The 13,751-nt window shown below is 63.6% G+C and carries 14 protein-coding genes; 6 read left to right on the top strand and 8 right to left on the bottom strand.

Translation table 11 applies throughout. From position 1 onward, the window contains the following. A complete protein-coding gene (locus KVT32_RS01970) occupies positions 1 to 714 on the bottom strand; it encodes a gluconate 2-dehydrogenase subunit 3 family protein (protein ID WP_152384655.1) in 714 nt (237 codons plus the stop codon). Between the two features lie 350 nt (positions 715 to 1,064). Here KVT32_RS01970 and KVT32_RS01965 point away from each other — a divergent pair, with 350 nt between their 5' ends. Beyond that, positions 1,065 to 2,678 carry an NAD(P)/FAD-dependent oxidoreductase gene (locus tag KVT32_RS01965; RefSeq protein WP_217617591.1) on the top strand — a complete coding sequence of 538 codons (1,614 nt, stop codon included), beginning with the start codon at positions 1,065 to 1,067 and terminating at the stop codon, positions 2,676 to 2,678. A 28-nt stretch (positions 2,679 to 2,706) separates the two neighbouring features. Here KVT32_RS01965 and KVT32_RS01960 read toward each other — a convergent pair whose 3' ends face one another. Together KVT32_RS01960 and KVT32_RS01955 are read right to left on the bottom strand one after the other, a co-directional pair. Beyond that, positions 2,707 to 3,519, bottom strand: a complete 813-nt coding sequence (locus KVT32_RS01960) for an SDR family NAD(P)-dependent oxidoreductase (protein WP_217617590.1) — start codon at positions 3,517 to 3,519, stop codon at positions 2,707 to 2,709. Between the two features lie 200 nt (positions 3,520 to 3,719). Continuing rightward, positions 3,720 to 4,856, bottom strand: coding sequence for a hypothetical protein (locus KVT32_RS01955; protein WP_254636718.1), 1,137 nt, complete (start codon positions 4,854 to 4,856; stop codon positions 3,720 to 3,722). A gap of 78 nt (positions 4,857 to 4,934) precedes the next feature. On the opposite strand from KVT32_RS01955, the gene KVT32_RS01950 reads away from it, so the two are divergent. Next, positions 4,935 to 5,324: a hypothetical protein gene (locus tag KVT32_RS01950; protein WP_152384658.1), complete on the top strand. Its 390-nt coding sequence runs from the start codon at positions 4,935 to 4,937 to the stop codon at positions 5,322 to 5,324. A gap of 106 nt (positions 5,325 to 5,430) precedes the next feature. On the opposite strand, the gene guaA is transcribed toward KVT32_RS01950, so the two are convergent. Both guaA and guaB read right to left on the bottom strand, forming a co-directional pair. Then, positions 5,431 to 7,023, bottom strand: coding sequence for a glutamine-hydrolyzing GMP synthase (gene guaA / locus KVT32_RS01945; protein ID WP_062841038.1), 1,593 nt, complete (start codon positions 7,021 to 7,023; stop codon positions 5,431 to 5,433). 100 nt (positions 7,024 to 7,123) lie between these two features. Continuing rightward, positions 7,124 to 8,584, bottom strand: coding sequence for an IMP dehydrogenase (gene guaB, locus KVT32_RS01940; protein ID WP_056319209.1), 1,461 nt, complete (start codon positions 8,582 to 8,584; stop codon positions 7,124 to 7,126). A gap of 193 nt (positions 8,585 to 8,777) precedes the next feature. On the opposite strand from guaB, the gene KVT32_RS01935 reads away from it, so the two are divergent. The 3 genes from KVT32_RS01935 to KVT32_RS01925 all read left to right on the top strand — a co-directional run bounded on the left by KVT32_RS01935 (position 8,778) and on the right by KVT32_RS01925 (position 10,574). Then, positions 8,778 to 9,398, top strand: coding sequence for a DUF2239 family protein (locus KVT32_RS01935; protein WP_152384660.1), 621 nt, complete (start codon positions 8,778 to 8,780; stop codon positions 9,396 to 9,398). 135 nt (positions 9,399 to 9,533) lie between these two features. Further along, positions 9,534 to 9,911 carry a DCC1-like thiol-disulfide oxidoreductase family protein gene (locus tag KVT32_RS01930; RefSeq protein ID WP_152384661.1) on the top strand — a complete coding sequence of 126 codons (378 nt, stop codon included), beginning with the start codon at positions 9,534 to 9,536 and terminating at the stop codon, positions 9,909 to 9,911. Between the two features lie 153 nt (positions 9,912 to 10,064). Then, positions 10,065 to 10,574, top strand: a complete 510-nt coding sequence (locus KVT32_RS01925; protein ID WP_217617589.1) for a hypothetical protein — start codon at positions 10,065 to 10,067, stop codon at positions 10,572 to 10,574. Between the two features lie 22 nt (positions 10,575 to 10,596). Here KVT32_RS01925 and KVT32_RS01920 read toward each other — a convergent pair whose 3' ends face one another. Continuing rightward, positions 10,597 to 11,691, bottom strand: coding sequence for a PHB depolymerase family esterase (locus tag KVT32_RS01920; protein ID WP_217617588.1), 1,095 nt, complete (start codon positions 11,689 to 11,691; stop codon positions 10,597 to 10,599). A 27-nt stretch (positions 11,692 to 11,718) separates the two neighbouring features. After that, positions 11,719 to 12,141, bottom strand: coding sequence for a CopG family transcriptional regulator (locus tag KVT32_RS01915; protein WP_217617587.1), 423 nt, complete (start codon positions 12,139 to 12,141; stop codon positions 11,719 to 11,721). Positions 12,142 to 12,302: 161 nt separating this feature from the next. On the opposite strand from KVT32_RS01915, the gene KVT32_RS01910 reads away from it, so the two are divergent. Beyond that, on the top strand, positions 12,303 to 12,743 hold the full coding sequence (locus tag KVT32_RS01910) for a DUF4189 domain-containing protein (RefSeq protein ID WP_217617586.1): 441 nt from the start codon (positions 12,303 to 12,305) through the stop codon (positions 12,741 to 12,743). Positions 12,744 to 12,756: 13 nt separating this feature from the next. On the opposite strand, the gene KVT32_RS01905 is transcribed toward KVT32_RS01910, so the two are convergent. After that, a complete protein-coding gene (locus KVT32_RS01905) occupies positions 12,757 to 13,668 on the bottom strand; it encodes a LysR family transcriptional regulator (protein WP_217617585.1) in 912 nt (303 codons plus the stop codon). Positions 13,669 to 13,751 lie beyond the last annotated feature (83 nt).

Raw genomic sequence — 13,751 nt, 5'->3', positions numbered from 1 at the left:
TTAACCCTTCTCCCCAGAGATCGACACGGGGCCATAGGGGTACTTGACGTTGGGCTGGTCCGCCCAGTCCATGAAGTCGGCGCGCGCGCCGGGAAAGCCCACCATCTTCCAGCCCACCATGCCCTTGTTGCCGCCATAGATCGGGTCGGCGAAAAAGCCTTCCTTCGTGTTGGCAAGCAGGAAGCTGAAGAACGTCTTGGACGGCACGGACTCGAACGCGATCTTGCCGGACTGCAGGTCCTTCAGGATCTGCTCCTGCAAGGCCTTGTCCAGCTCGGCATACGACTTGCCGTGCGTCTTCACGCAGAAGGCGTCACAGGCCTTGATGCCGGCGCGATAGACCTGGCGGGGATTCTGGTCGAGCTGATAGCCCAGTTCCGGCACCTGGTCGGTGTGGAACGGCCCGTCCATGTACCACAGCTTGCCGTGGCCAAAGGGCGTTTCCATCTGACGATCGATAAACTCCGGCACGCCCGCCGCGATGGCGCCAGGACCGTATTCGTCGGCGGGAATCAGATGATCCACCGCGGCAACGATGAAGGCCCATTCGGCCTTGGTGAAATAGGTGGGCTCGTACGGCTTGGCCGCCTTTGCGGCATTGCCGTCGGCGGCGTTCGTACAGCCGACGGTCAGGCCGCCGACCGCCAGCGTCGACGCTGGCACAATGGCCATCGCCTGCAGAAACCGCCGGCGCGGTTGTGCGTCATCAGTCATGGACATCTCCGTGAATATTCCAAGTTGTCCTAGCGCGCTACCGAACATGCAACCTGGAAACACGAACTGCCCGAGCTAGTGACAACACGCTCTTTTCTTGCTCAAGATCAAGACTGCTCTTTGAAAAGGGACGTAAGAGCAGGTGCGGGCATTATGCGCTTCTGATCCGCTCGTTCGACCGTATCAGATGGAATTTCTTGACGTGGAAAAGTCTTTTGCATTAAGGACAACGTAAGAACATCCAAAATGCATTGCTTTCTGACAGGAAGGTGAACAAAAACCGCCGTCGCCCGTCCAGTACAATCCGCGTTTGGCGACGTTGTGATCGCCCATCTGTCTGGACCCCAAGCATGTTGCGTCTGTCTGAAATCAAGCTGCCGTTGAACCACACGCCCGAGGAACTGCCCGCGGCAATCCTCAAGAAACTGGGCATCCCGGCCAGCGACCTGAACGGCTTCACCATCTTCCTGCGCAGCTACGACGCGCGCAAGAAGCACAACATCCTGCTCATCTATGCGCTGGATGTGGACGTAGCCAACGAAGCCGCAATCCTCGAGCGCTTTCACGACGACCGCAACGTCAAGCCGTCTCCGGACACCGAATACAAATTCGTCGCTCAAGCCCCCGCCACACTCGCCAAGCGCCCCGTCGTCATCGGCACCGGGCCCTGTGGCCTCTTTGCCGGCCTGGTCCTGGCGCAAATGGGCTTCAAGCCCATCATCCTGGAACGCGGCAAGGCCGTGCGCGAACGCACCAAGGACACCTGGGGCCTGTGGCGCAAGCGCATCCTGAATCCCGATTCCAACGTTCAATTCGGCGAAGGCGGCGCGGGCACGTTCTCGGACGGCAAGTTGTACAGCCAGATCAAGGATCCCAAACACTACGGCGAAAAGGTCCTGAAGGAATTCGTTCTGGCCGGCGCGCCTGAAGAAATCCTTTACGTCAGCAAACCCCACATCGGCACATTCCGCCTGGTCGGCATGGTCGAAGTCATGCGCGACACCATCACCAAGCTGGGCGGCGAAGTCCGCTTCTCCAGCCGGGTTGAAACCCTGCACCGCGAGAACGGCAAGGTCACCGGCGTCACGTTGGCAAACGGCGAGCACATCGAAGCCGACCACGTCGTCCTGGCCATCGGCCACAGTGCCCGCGACACCTTCCAGATGCTGCTGGACCAGGGCGTCTTCATGGAAGCCAAGCCCTTCTCCATTGGCTTTCGGATCGAACACCCGCAATCCCTCATCGACCGCGCACGCTTCGGCCCCAACGCCGGCCACCCCATCCTGGGCGCCGCCGACTACAAGCTGGTGCATCACGCCAGCAACGGCCGCTCCGTCTACAGCTTCTGCATGTGCCCCGGCGGCACGGTTGTCGCGGCCACGTCCGAACCGAACCGCGTCGTCACCAACGGCATGAGCCAGTACTCGCGCAACGAGCGCAATGCCAACGCCGGCATCGTCGTGGGGATTTCGCCGGAAGTCGACTATCCGGAGCACGTGCTGGCTGGCGTCGACTTTCAGCGCAAGTGGGAATCGCAGGCGTTTGAGCTGGGCGGCCGCGACTACAGCGCGCCGGGGCAGTTGGTGGGCGACTTTCTCGCCGGCAAGGCATCCACCGAGTTCGGCGCCGTCAAGCCCTCGTACACGCCCGGCGTGCACCTGACCGACCTGGCCACCGCCCTGCCCGACTTTGCCATCACCGCGATCCGCGAGGCCCTGCCTGCGTTCGACAAGACCATCAAGGGCTTCAACATGCCCGACGCCGTACTGACCGGCGTCGAAACCCGCACGTCTTCGCCTATCCGCATCAAGCGCGATAACGACACGCTGCAGAGCATCAACACGCAGGGGTTGTTCCCGGCCGGTGAAGGCGCAGGTTACGCGGGCGGGATTCTGTCGGCGGGGGTGGACGGGATCAAGATCGCCGAAGCTGTGGCCCTTAGCATCATGGGCCGTCAGGGGTAAGCAGGCTCGCCGCCGCGCGCCATCGCGTTCATTCAGATGGCCGCGTCTGCGTCAGCCCCGTGGGCGGCCCGTCAATTGCCGTCCACCCTGCATCCACCGCCAGGCTGCTGCCCGAGATATAGCTCGCGGCATCCGACGCCAGAAACGCCACCGCCGCGCCCACCTCGGAGGGCTGACCCCAGCGGTTCAGCACCGTATGGCCGGCGTATGTGTTGTAGATGTCGGGACGTTCCTTCAGCGGCTCGGTCAGACGGGTCTCGATGATGCTGGGCATCACCGCATTGACGCGCACGCCGTAGGGGCCGACCTCCGCCGCAAACGCCTTGACCATCTGCTCGATGCCCGCCTTGGTGGCGGCGTAAATGCCCAGTCCGGGCTCGATCGTCACGGCACGCATCGACGAACACAGGATCATGCTGCCCGCGCCCTGCTTCATCATCGGCCGTCCGAAGTGGCGCATGAAGTGAAACGCGCCGCGAAGATTCAGGTTCACCACCTGGTTGAACTCGTCTTCCGTGTAATCGACGATGAGCTTGCGGATGTTCAGCGCTGGTGTGGACACCGCGATGTCGATCCTTTTTTGCTCGGTTAAAACCCTGGCGGCCAACTGCGCGATGGACTCGCCGCTGGCCGCATCGGCCTGCATCCAGCCGGCCGCGCCGCCGCCGTCGATGATCTGCTGCGCAGTAGCTTGCACGCCAAGTTCGTCGCGGTCCGCGCACATCACGTAGGCGCCCATCGCGCCCAGCGCGTGCGCCGACGCCTGACCGATGCCGGAAGCGGCGCCCAGGACGACGGCGATTTTTCCTTGAAGACTGAAGAGTTGCGGATAGTTGGTCATGAACGCTTTGAAAACGGTTTAAATGGCAACCCGTCTGGCTGCGGGCGCTTGGCGATTATCCTGGCATGACTGAACCGCTGACTATCGCAACCATATGACAGATCACTGCGAGGCCACGCGAGCCGCGCTGCCTCGAGGATTTGCGCCATCGAATAAACGTCGAGGCGTAAAAAAACCGGCGTCTGCCGGCTTGGTTGGAATTAGCGCGCCATACCGATCTGCAGCACCGAGGGGTCGCGCTGCATGTACCGGTTCATGATCTGGCTCAGAATTGGGTTGCCCGCGTTCTCCGCCTTCGGCGCCGTCAGGCTGACCACGGCCGCGCACAGCTTGCCCGCCTGAACGGTGTGCCCCTTCACATCGGCTTGCACCGTCGCCGCCATGGCTTTTTTCCAGGCCGCGGCAACCCCATCGACTGCCTGCTGCGCAACGCCGCAATCCGAGTAGGACAGCGAAAGCACCACCGCAGGCACATCCTTGACCTGCACGTCCGCAATGATGCCGCCAAAGTAAGGCGGAATGCCTTCGTTGCTGGATGCCGCAGCTGCTTGAAGCTTCTGCTTCGCACTCTCCAGGTCGGCCGGCGATGACATCAACACCTTTGCCGGATCCACCCCTTGCAAGCCAAAGACCGGCGAGATGACAGCCGCCTGCACGATCCGCCCGCCATCCGTAGGCACTGCCCCCTTCAGCCCCGCAATGGAAGCCGCAACGATCTCGCTGTCCGCAACGGAAGGCTTGGGCTGAGACAACGCCTTCATGCCCGAGGGCGCCGCTGCCTGCACCAATGCCGTATCGAGTGGCAAGACAAACGTCGGCATACCCATCGTGCCCCGCCAAGGCTGCTGCCCCGTGGCTTTGGTCAGATCGGGTTTATTGGGCTCGCCGTTTGCCATCAATCCGGCCACATCGCCGTCCACGGCCTTGAAGTCTGCCTGCTTCAGACGATCGGCAAACTTGTCCGCCGATTGTTTGTCCTTCAGCCCCCAGTAGGTGACATTGCCGGGCGACTGGCCGAAGCCTGCAAAATAGGACAAATCATTGAGAGGGATATGCGCGCTGTCGGACCATTTATCCAGACCGTAGCCCATGGATTGCAGCGGCGTGATCGCCTGCGCGATCGACAACCGGCGCATCGCATCGGCGGTGGGCCCATCTTTTTCAAGGCCGCGCCACGCCTGCACATCAAGGAAGGATATCTGTATCGCTTCAGGGGCACTCAACACCACCTGCGGTACTTGCTTCAAGGCCTGTTGCAAGGTTTGCGTGCTGTCCTGTGCTGCCATCGACGTACCGCAAACAGTCATCAAGCCAAGTGCAAGGGCCTTTAAGCGCATCCGATATCTCCTGTGGGGTGTTACCTAAATGAGATCGGGCAGTATATCAATGGTCGGTCACCATTTAAGGAGCGCGCGATGAATGGCTTTGGCGTTCAACAACGCCGCGGCGAATCAGATTATTCCTATTGGCATCCCTTTTCGCGGCACTGTAGCCTCAAGGCCAACATCACCGCCATTCGAACGCGCCGCATGACTAACGATGAAGCCCTCATGATTGCCATGAACACCGTCCTGATCTTCATTGCCTCCTCAAGTGCCAGAAAGAGTGCGCTGTCTTCCAAACCCAACATAAGACGGACTGCGATCACTGTTTTCCTGGTCTGCTTCGCGACGACGTATCTGGTTGCGTACTACGTACGCCTTCTCCCGTTCGACAGAAGCGTGCTGTCCGCCGCGGTATCGGCGCCCATATTCACCTTGTGCTTCTATGGCTTTCGCTGGGGATGGTCACGGAGCAAGAAATAAGGCGACACCACTAAACGCCGCCCGATGCAAATGCCGAAAGCCCGCGTTTATGCGGGCTTTCGGCGTATTGCTTACTGCTTGATGCCGGTCTGTGACGGCCGCGGGTTTACTCCCACTCAATCGTCGCCGGCGGCTTGCTCGACACGTCGTACACCACCCGATTAATCCCGCGCACTTCATTGATGATTCGCGACGAAACGCGAGCCAGCAGCGGATGCGGCAGCGGTGCCCAGTCAGCCGTCATGAAGTCAAACGTCTGCACGGCACGCAGCGCAACCACGTACTCATACGTGCGGCCATCGCCCATGACGCCCACAGACTTCACCGGCAGGAACACGGCGAACGCTTGCGAGGTCAGTTCGTACCAGGTCAGGCCGCTGGCCTCGTCCTTGGTGTTGCGCAGTTCTTCGATGAAGATCGCGTCAGCACGGCGCAGCAGTTCGGCGTATTCATGCTTGACTTCGCCCAGGATGCGCACGCCCAGGCCCGGACCGGGGAACGGGTGGCGGTAGACCATCTGCGGCGGCAGGCCGAGTGCCACGCCCAGTTCGCGGACTTCGTCCTTGAAGAGTTCGCGCAGGGGTTCAAGCAGTTGCAGGTTCAGCGTGTCGGGCAGGCCGCCCACGTTGTGGTGCGACTTGATGGAGGTGGCCTTGCCCGTCTTGGCGCCGGCGGATTCGATGACGTCGGGGTAGATCGTGCCCTGGGCCAGCCACTTGGCGCTCTTTTGCTTGCCGGCTTGTTCCTGGAAGACTTCGACGAATTCGCGGCCGATGATCTTGCGCTTGGCTTCAGGGTCGGCGACGCCGGCCAGCTTGCCCATGAATTGCGCGGTGGCGTCGACATGAATGATCTTCACGCCCATGTTTTCGGCGAAGGTCTGCATGACCTGCTTGCCTTCGTCCAGGCGCAAGAGGCCGTGGTCGACGAAGACGCAGGTGAGCTGGTCGCCAATGGCCTTGTGGATCAGCGCGGCGGCAACGGAGGAGTCCACGCCGCCGGACAGGCCGAGGATGACTTCGTCGGTGCCGACCTGCTCGCGGATGCGGGCGACGGCCTCCGACACGTAGTCAGGCATGTTCCAGTCGCCCGAGCACTCGCAGATCTCGTTCACGAAGCGGGCCAGCATGGCCTTGCCCTGAACAGTGTGCGTGACTTCGGGGTGGAATTGAACGGCGTAGAAGCGGCGGTCTTCGTCGGCCATGCCGGCGATCGGGCAGGACGGCGTGGACGCCATCAGCTTGAAGCCCGGGGGCAGCTCGGTGACCTTGTCGCCGTGGCTCATCCAGACCTTGAGCATGCCGTGGCCTTCGGGCGTGCTGAAGTCTTCCAGGCCTTCCAGCAGCTTGGTGTGGCCGTGGGCGCGGACCTCGGCGTAGCCGAATTCGCGGTGATCGGAGAAGCTGACCACGCCACCCAGTTGCTGCGCCATGGACTGCATGCCGTAGCAGATGCCCAGCACGGGCACGCCCAGCTCGAACACGGCGTGCGGGACGCGCATGGAGCCCTCTTCGTAGGCCGAAGCGTGGCTGCCAGACAGGATGATGCCCTTCAGCCCCTGCGCCATCTGTTCGCGCACGAAGGCGTCGTCGACGTCGCCAGGGTGGACTTCGGAATAGACGCCGGCCTCGCGGACGCGGCGGGCGATCAGCTGCGTGACTTGCGAACCGTAGTCGAGGATAAGAATGCGCTGGTGCATGGAGACTCTACCCGTTGGAAATAAAACCGCACCGGCAGACCCGCTGATCGTTGCGGTTCTGCCGGTGCGTGATGCATGACATTGTAGTTGACTGTGCGGATCAGTCGGCGCGGTAGTTGGGCGCTTCCTTGGTGATCTGCACGTCGTGCACGTGGGACTCGCGAACGCCCGCGGAGGTGATCTCCACGAACTCGGCCTTGGTGCGCATGTCGTCGATGGTGGCGGCGCCGCAGTAGCCCATGGAGGCGCGGATGCCGCCGACCAGTTGGTAAATGATGGCGAGCACGCTGCCCTTGTAGGGGACGCGGCCTTCGATGCCTTCGGGGACCAGCTTGTCGGCGTTGTTGGCCGGGTCCTGGAAGTAGCGGTCGGCCGAGCCTTCCGTCATGGCGCCCAGGCTGCCCATGCCGCGGTACGACTTGTACGACCGGCCTTGGAACAGCACGACTTCGCCGGGGGCTTCTTCGGTGCCGGCGAACATGCCGCCCATCATGCACGAGAACGCGCCGGCGGCCAGCGCCTTGGCGACGTCGCCCGAGTAGCGGATGCCGCCGTCGGCGATAAGCGGAACGCCCGTGCCTTCCAGCGCCTTGGCAACTTGCGAGATGGCATGGATTTGCGGCACGCCAACGCCGGCCACGATACGCGTGGTGCAGATGGAGCCAGGGCCGATGCCGACCTTGACGCCGTCGGCGCCGTATTCGACCAGCGCGCGCGCGGCGGCTGCGGTGGCGATGTTGCCGCCGATGACTTCAACCTTGGGGTAGTTCTGCTTGACCCAGCGCACGCCTTCGAGCACGCCCTTGGAGTGGCCGTGCGCGGTGTCGACGATAAGGACGTCGACGCCGGCGGCGACCAGCTTTTCCACGCGTTCTTCGGTGTTGCCGCCCACGCCCACGGCCGCGCCAACGCGCAGCTGGCCTTGGCCGTCCTTGCTGGCCATCGGGTGCTCGGTGTTCTTGACGATGTCCTTGACGGTGGCCAGGCCACGCAGTTCAAAGCCGTCGTTCACGATCAGCACGCGTTCCAGACGGTGCTTGTGCATCAGGGCCTGCGCTTCTTCGAGCGTGGCGCCTTCCTTCATTGTGACCAGGCGCTCCTGCGGCGTCATGATGTTGCGCAGGGGCTGATCCAGGTTTTCTTCAAAGCGCAGATCGCGGTTGGTGACGATGCCGACCAGCTTGCGGCCTTCGACGACCGGCAGGCCCGAGATGCCATGCTGGCGCTGCAACGCAATGGCGTCGCGCACTTTCATCTGGGGGGTGACGGTGACCGGATCGATCACGATGCCGAATTCGTGGCGCTTGACGCGAGCCACTTCACGCGCTTGGGCGTCGGCGGAGAGATTCTTGTGGATGATCCCGATGCCACCCTCTTGCGCCATGGCGATGGCCAGACGAGATTCGGTGACGGTGTCCATGGCGGCGGACACGAGGGGAATATTCAGGCTGATGTTGCGAGTCAGGCGCGTGGCCAGGGAGGTGTCGCGCGGCAACACCTCGGAATACGCAGGCACCAACAACACATCGTCGAAGGTGAGCGCTTTTTGTACGAGACGCATGGGTAACTCCGGGCGCAAAGCGAGATTATACGCCGCCAGCCTGATTTGACTAGGTGTTAACCATAGGTCGAGGTGGATATTTATGACACCGCAACGACACGACAACCTGAGTGACTTATTTTTACCCGGGTCATATTGACAGGGAATTTTGACGGGGTAATAATCCACTCCATAAATTTACCCGGACAAAAAAATGATTCCAAATCCTTCCGACTCTCATACCGCCTTCGAAGGCCATCGGCTGCTGGCGGCGGGTTCGCTGGCCGACGTGGCGCTGGCGGTCAAGCAGGCGCTGGCCGCGCGCCGTAATGACGCCGTGCTGGTGTTCCAGGATTCGACAGGCAAGCAGGTCGATCTGGACGTAAGCGGTGATGATGCGCAGATCGCTGACCGGTATGCCCGGACGGACACTGCCGCCCCCGTGGTTCAAGACACGCAGCCCGACGAGGCGCCGCGCGGCCGGGGCCGCCCGAGACTGGGCGTGGTGCCGCGCGAGGTGACCCTCTTGCCGCGCCATTGGGATTGGCTGGCCGCCCAGCCAGGCGGCGCTTCCGTGGCACTGCGAAAACTGGTGGAGCAGGCCCGCCGCGACAACGAGGCGCAGGACGCGCGACGCCATCGCCAGGAGGCGGCGTACCGGTTCATGACCAGTGTCGCGGGCAACCTGCCTGGTTTCGAGGAAGCCACGCGCGCGCTCTACGCGAACGATCGCGACGCCTACGCGCGGCATGTGGGGCAATGGCCGCACGACGTGCGGCGCTATGCAATGGCGCTGGCGTGGGACGCTGCCCAAGCGCCGGCCGAAGATGTTTGAATCCGGCCGCGGGCTACCCGGCGTCAATGGGCGCCGCCGCGCGCGGCAAACTACAGCGCAAGCCGAAGGCGTGCCCCGCAACCATCCCGCCGGATTTATGAGGTATGTTCCCGGAACACCCGACGGATCCCGACCATGCAGTCCGACGAAAACTATCTCCTCTACGACGGCGATTGCCCGTTCTGCTCAAACTACGTGCGGATGATGCGGCTACGCAAGGCCGCCGGGCCCATTGCCATGCTGAACATGCGCGACCATCCCGAGCTGGCCGCGCACCATCGCGCGCAAGGCTACGACCTGAATCAGGGCATGCTCCTGCATCTGGACGGCCGCGATTACTGGGGCGCCGACGCGATCCACCGGCTGGCGTTACTCAGTACCGGCAGCGATGTGTTCAACCGCCTGAACGCCACCATCTTCAGCAACGCCTGCCTGTCCAAGGCGCTATATCCGTTCATGCGCACGGGCCGCAGCCTGACGTTGGCCTTGCTGGGCAAGAAGAAGATGCCTTGATGCGTGCGCCGCGCAACCCAGGCAACTCGCGCAACTCGCACACGCTACGCGCCCTAAGGCCACGCCTGCTGGCCGCGGGCCTCGCAACGGCGCTTTGCTGGCAGGACGCTTGCCCGCCCCGCCGTTTTATCCAATCAATCCGGAACTGACCTGATGATCTACTTTGTTGGCGCCCTGCTTCTCGCATGCACGCTGGCCGCGGCCGTCTATCGCCGCATGCAGCGCCGGCCCGCGGACTCGGGCCGCGCCATGTCCCGCGACATGCTGGCGGGCGCGGCAATCTTTGCATTTATGGGGCCGGCCGTCGGCATGGTGGTGATGGCCGTCGTCATATCCATCGGTGCGCAGGATCCGGAGATGCTCTTGTTCGGTCTCTATGGGCTGCCGTGGGCCTATCTTTTCGGCGGCATCCCGGCGCTGCTTTGCGGAATGACCGCGGGCGCGCTCAAGCCTGCCGCGCCGTCCTGGCTGGCAATCCTGCGCATGGGTCTGATCGGCGCGGCGTATGCCTTCGTCTTCTTGCTGACGTTCGGCACGCGCGACCGGTCCCTTGCGGCCCTGGGGTTCCCGTTGGTCATGGGCGCCCTGCCCGCTGCGGTGGCCGGCCTGGCGTGCGCGCGGGTGCTCTACGGCAAGCCGGTGGCGGTTCGCCAGCCGGCTTAGCGCCGGCAGCCAGGATCGCACGTCACTGCTTTGCGGTGCGCACGAAGAAGAATCGCAGCATCTCGGCCGTGGCGTCCGGACCGGACCGATCCGTGTAGGACCCTTGCTCCGATCCGCCCGCCCAGGCATGTCCGGCGCCGTGAATGTCCCAACGTTCGGCGACGATGTCGCCCGTGGCGTCGCGGTACAGATGCCGGGTGCTGTGCCGCTTATTGGCGGCGCCAGGAACGCGCACGGTTTCAACGCGCGCGCCGGGCCCCACGCTGGCCGCGATCACGTTGTCGGCATTGCCGGGGTGCACGGTGGCATCGCGGTCGCCGTGAAAGACGATGACCGGCACGCCGGCATTGGCCGGCGCGGCCGTCTTCAGGCCCACGCCCTTCATGGCGGACAGCGCCGACGGAAGATCCGACGCCACGCCAGCAGCCAGCCCCGAATGCACGCCAGCCGCCGCATACAGGTCGGGATAGGCGTCGGCCAGGATCGCGGCCATGGCCCCGCCCGCCGACAGTCCGGCGACATACACGCGCGCCGGATCGATGTTGTGGGTGGCCATGACCTCGCGCGTCATGCCCGCCAGGATGGCGGGTTCACCGCGCCCTTGCTGCTGGTGGTTGTGCTTGAACCAGTTCCAGCACTTCTGGGGATTGGCATCGCGCGCTTGCACGGGATACAGCACGTAAAAACCCTGTTCGCGGGCGGCGTCGTTCATGGCGGTGCCCGCCGCGAAATCGTCGGCGTCCTGGGTGCAGCCGTGCAGCATGACAACCAGAGGACGCGGCGCGCCCTCCGGGTTGGGCGGCACATACAGCTTGTAGCCGCGCTGTCCGGACGCATTGCGAAATGATCCCGACGTGAACGTATCGCCCGAGACGGCGGCGGTGTGCGTGGGGGGGGCGGCTTCGTTGAACGCGGGCCGGGCCGCACGAGAGGCCCGGCCGGAATCGGGAACCTCCCAGGCCTCAACGTCGATGACGTCGGCATCTTCGTTGCTCGGCGCGGCAGCGGCCGGCAAGCCGCGCAGCGCGGCCTGGATCGCGGCGGTGGCAGCCGTCAGATCGCCGGCTTGCGTGAGCTGGGTGGCGCGGTTCATGAGGTGTTGGAATTCAGGGTGCATTGAGTGACCTTTTTGCGGCGTGGACGATCAGCGGATGCGCTGACGCAAGGCGGCTTTGACGGCGGGGCTGGCATGCAGCGCCCCCAATACCGTTAGAGATTCGATCGTGGCAAGCGCGAGCTCGGGCGTGACATCGGCCGCGATGGTCGCCAGGCCCAGCACCCGTATCTGAAGCATTTCGCCCGCGGCTTGAACCGCCAGCAGCTCCTGGGCGGTGTAGTGCTGGATGCCAAGCACCAGCGTTTTTCGGCTGACGGCCTGACGCACCGCGTCGCCATGGGTGGCAAGTTGATTGCGGATCGCCGTTCGGATCAGGTCCGTACGGTTTGCATAGAACCCTTCCTGGACGAGCAGATCGATCTGGCCCAGGTCGACATAACCCAGGTTGATCGTGATCTTCTCGTCCGCAGGTTTGGGGGTGGAGGCGAGTTGTGAGGTGCGAGGCGGCATGGATCGAATCATAAACCATCCACTTGGATGGTCTATGGATGTTTCAACTTGATATATCCGCGCTGGTCCCGTTGATGCTGGCAAGGCGCGCGCCGCTCCGCTACTGTGGTCTTGAACCCCAGGGGATTCCTATGCCGCGACGGCTTGTTTCGGGCTTGCTCATGTTTGCTGCATGCGCCACCGCGGCCAGCGCACAGCCGGTCCCGCCCGATCTGCATGGCGCCCTGATCGTCTCGTCAACGTATCGCTACTACGCCTCGATCCTGTACGGCTCCGCCGCAGCGGCTCGCGGCAGCGCGCTCGCCGCTTGCCGCGAAGACGAGCCCCACGCCACCTGCGCGGTGTATGCCAGCTTCAAGAACCAATGCGTGGCGGTGGCTGCGAACGGCGCGCAGCACGTCGTGGCCATTGGCGAGCGTGCGTGGGACGGGCAGCGGACCGGGGATTACGTGCTGGGCCTGTGCCGCGACAAGACGGGATCCGAATGCAGGCTGGTGCTGACCGCGTGCTCGACCCAGGCGCAGCAGTTGCAGGATCAAGGCGCCCGCGCCGACGCGAACGGGGCGATGCAATTTGCGCCGGACCTCGCGCCCCACCACTAGAAAACCGATGGATTCATCCCTGTCCGCCGCGGCGGATCGCGCCCGGGGTATCCAGTTTTGCCACGCGCTGCAGGAACGCGTCCAGCGCCGGGTTGTCGTGCTGCGCGTGCCATGCCAGGTACATATCCGCGTACAGGTTGCGCTGGTCGATGGGCCGGAACACCACGCCTTCAAAGCGCAGTTCCCGCGCCGAATCCGGCACGATGCCCACGCCCAGTCCCGCGCGCACCAGCGCCAGCAGCGTATGCGTCTGCCCGGCGCGCTGCACGTACTGCGGCTGCACGTCCGCCAGGCCGAAGGCGCCCACGATGCGGTCATAGAAGTACTTTCCTTCCCGCGGCGAATACAGCACGAATGGCTGGCCTTGAAGCAATTTCAGGGGCACGGTCGCGTGTTCGCACAACGGCGAATCGGCGGGAAGCGCCAGGACCAGCGGTTCGCGTTCGACCAGGCGCGATTCGATGCCGGCCTGCTGCGGCACGCTGCGCGCCAGGATGGCGTCCAGCTCATGGGCCAGCAGCAGACGGGCCAGTTCGGTGGTGACGGTTTCTCGAAGCTGGATCTCCACGCCCGCCAGCAGCTTGCGCGCCTGCACGATGAGCGACGGCATCAGGCGGTACGACGCCACGGCAGTAAAGCCCAGCGTAATGTGGCCGGCCTCGCCGCCCGATGTGCGGCGCGCGGTGGCGGCCGCCTGTGCCGAAAACTCCAGCAGGTGGCGAGCATCGCGCAGAAAGCGCCGGCCCGCGGCGCTTAGCACGACCTGACGACTGTTGCGCTCGAACAGCGTGACGCCCAGATCCTGCTCCAGCAACTGGATCTGGCGCGATAGCGGCGGCTGCGTCATGCACAGCCGTTCGGCGGCGCGGCCGAAGTGCAGTTCCTCGGCAACCGCAATGAAGCATTCGAGCTGGCGGAATTCCATCGATTCAATCCTTGAATTGATTGATGCTATTTATAGCTCGAACGGATATCCATGGACAGGCCTCCCTATACTCGCCTGCAGGG

This window comes from Achromobacter sp. GbtcB20 (assembly GCF_019091095.1).
In the GTDB taxonomy this organism is placed as follows: Bacteria; Pseudomonadota; Gammaproteobacteria; order Burkholderiales; family Burkholderiaceae_B; genus Achromobacter; species Achromobacter mucicolens.
The sequence above is the reverse complement of the archived record's forward strand: the minus strand, read 5'-3'. Positions and strand labels throughout refer to the sequence as shown.

What these genes read in the sequence shown, in the direction of transcription:
- KVT32_RS01970 (WP_152384655.1), bottom strand. Translation starts at nt 714, where the DNA reads ATGACTGATGACGCACAACCGCGCCGGCGGTTTCTGCAGGCGATGGCC.
- KVT32_RS01965 (WP_217617591.1), top strand. Translation starts at nt 1,065, where the DNA reads ATGTTGCGTCTGTCTGAAATCAAGCTGCCGTTGAACCACACGCCCGAG.
- KVT32_RS01960 (WP_217617590.1), bottom strand. Translation starts at nt 3,519, where the DNA reads ATGACCAACTATCCGCAACTCTTCAGTCTTCAAGGAAAAATCGCCGTC.
- KVT32_RS01955 (WP_254636718.1), bottom strand. Translation starts at nt 4,856, where the DNA reads ATGCGCTTAAAGGCCCTTGCACTTGGCTTGATGACTGTTTGCGGTACG.
- KVT32_RS01950 (WP_152384658.1), top strand. Translation starts at nt 4,935, where the DNA reads ATGAATGGCTTTGGCGTTCAACAACGCCGCGGCGAATCAGATTATTCC.
- guaA (WP_062841038.1), bottom strand. Translation starts at nt 7,023, where the DNA reads ATGCACCAGCGCATTCTTATCCTCGACTACGGTTCGCAAGTCACGCAG.
- guaB (WP_056319209.1), bottom strand. Translation starts at nt 8,584, where the DNA reads ATGCGTCTCGTACAAAAAGCGCTCACCTTCGACGATGTGTTGTTGGTG.
- KVT32_RS01935 (WP_152384660.1), top strand. Translation starts at nt 8,778, where the DNA reads ATGATTCCAAATCCTTCCGACTCTCATACCGCCTTCGAAGGCCATCGG.
- KVT32_RS01930 (WP_152384661.1), top strand. Translation starts at nt 9,534, where the DNA reads ATGCAGTCCGACGAAAACTATCTCCTCTACGACGGCGATTGCCCGTTC.
- KVT32_RS01925 (WP_217617589.1), top strand. Translation starts at nt 10,065, where the DNA reads ATGATCTACTTTGTTGGCGCCCTGCTTCTCGCATGCACGCTGGCCGCG.
- KVT32_RS01920 (WP_217617588.1), bottom strand. Translation starts at nt 11,691, where the DNA reads ATGCACCCTGAATTCCAACACCTCATGAACCGCGCCACCCAGCTCACG.
- KVT32_RS01915 (WP_217617587.1), bottom strand. Translation starts at nt 12,141, where the DNA reads ATGCCGCCTCGCACCTCACAACTCGCCTCCACCCCCAAACCTGCGGAC.
- KVT32_RS01910 (WP_217617586.1), top strand. Translation starts at nt 12,303, where the DNA reads ATGTTTGCTGCATGCGCCACCGCGGCCAGCGCACAGCCGGTCCCGCCC.
- KVT32_RS01905 (WP_217617585.1), bottom strand. Translation starts at nt 13,668, where the DNA reads ATGGAATTCCGCCAGCTCGAATGCTTCATTGCGGTTGCCGAGGAACTG.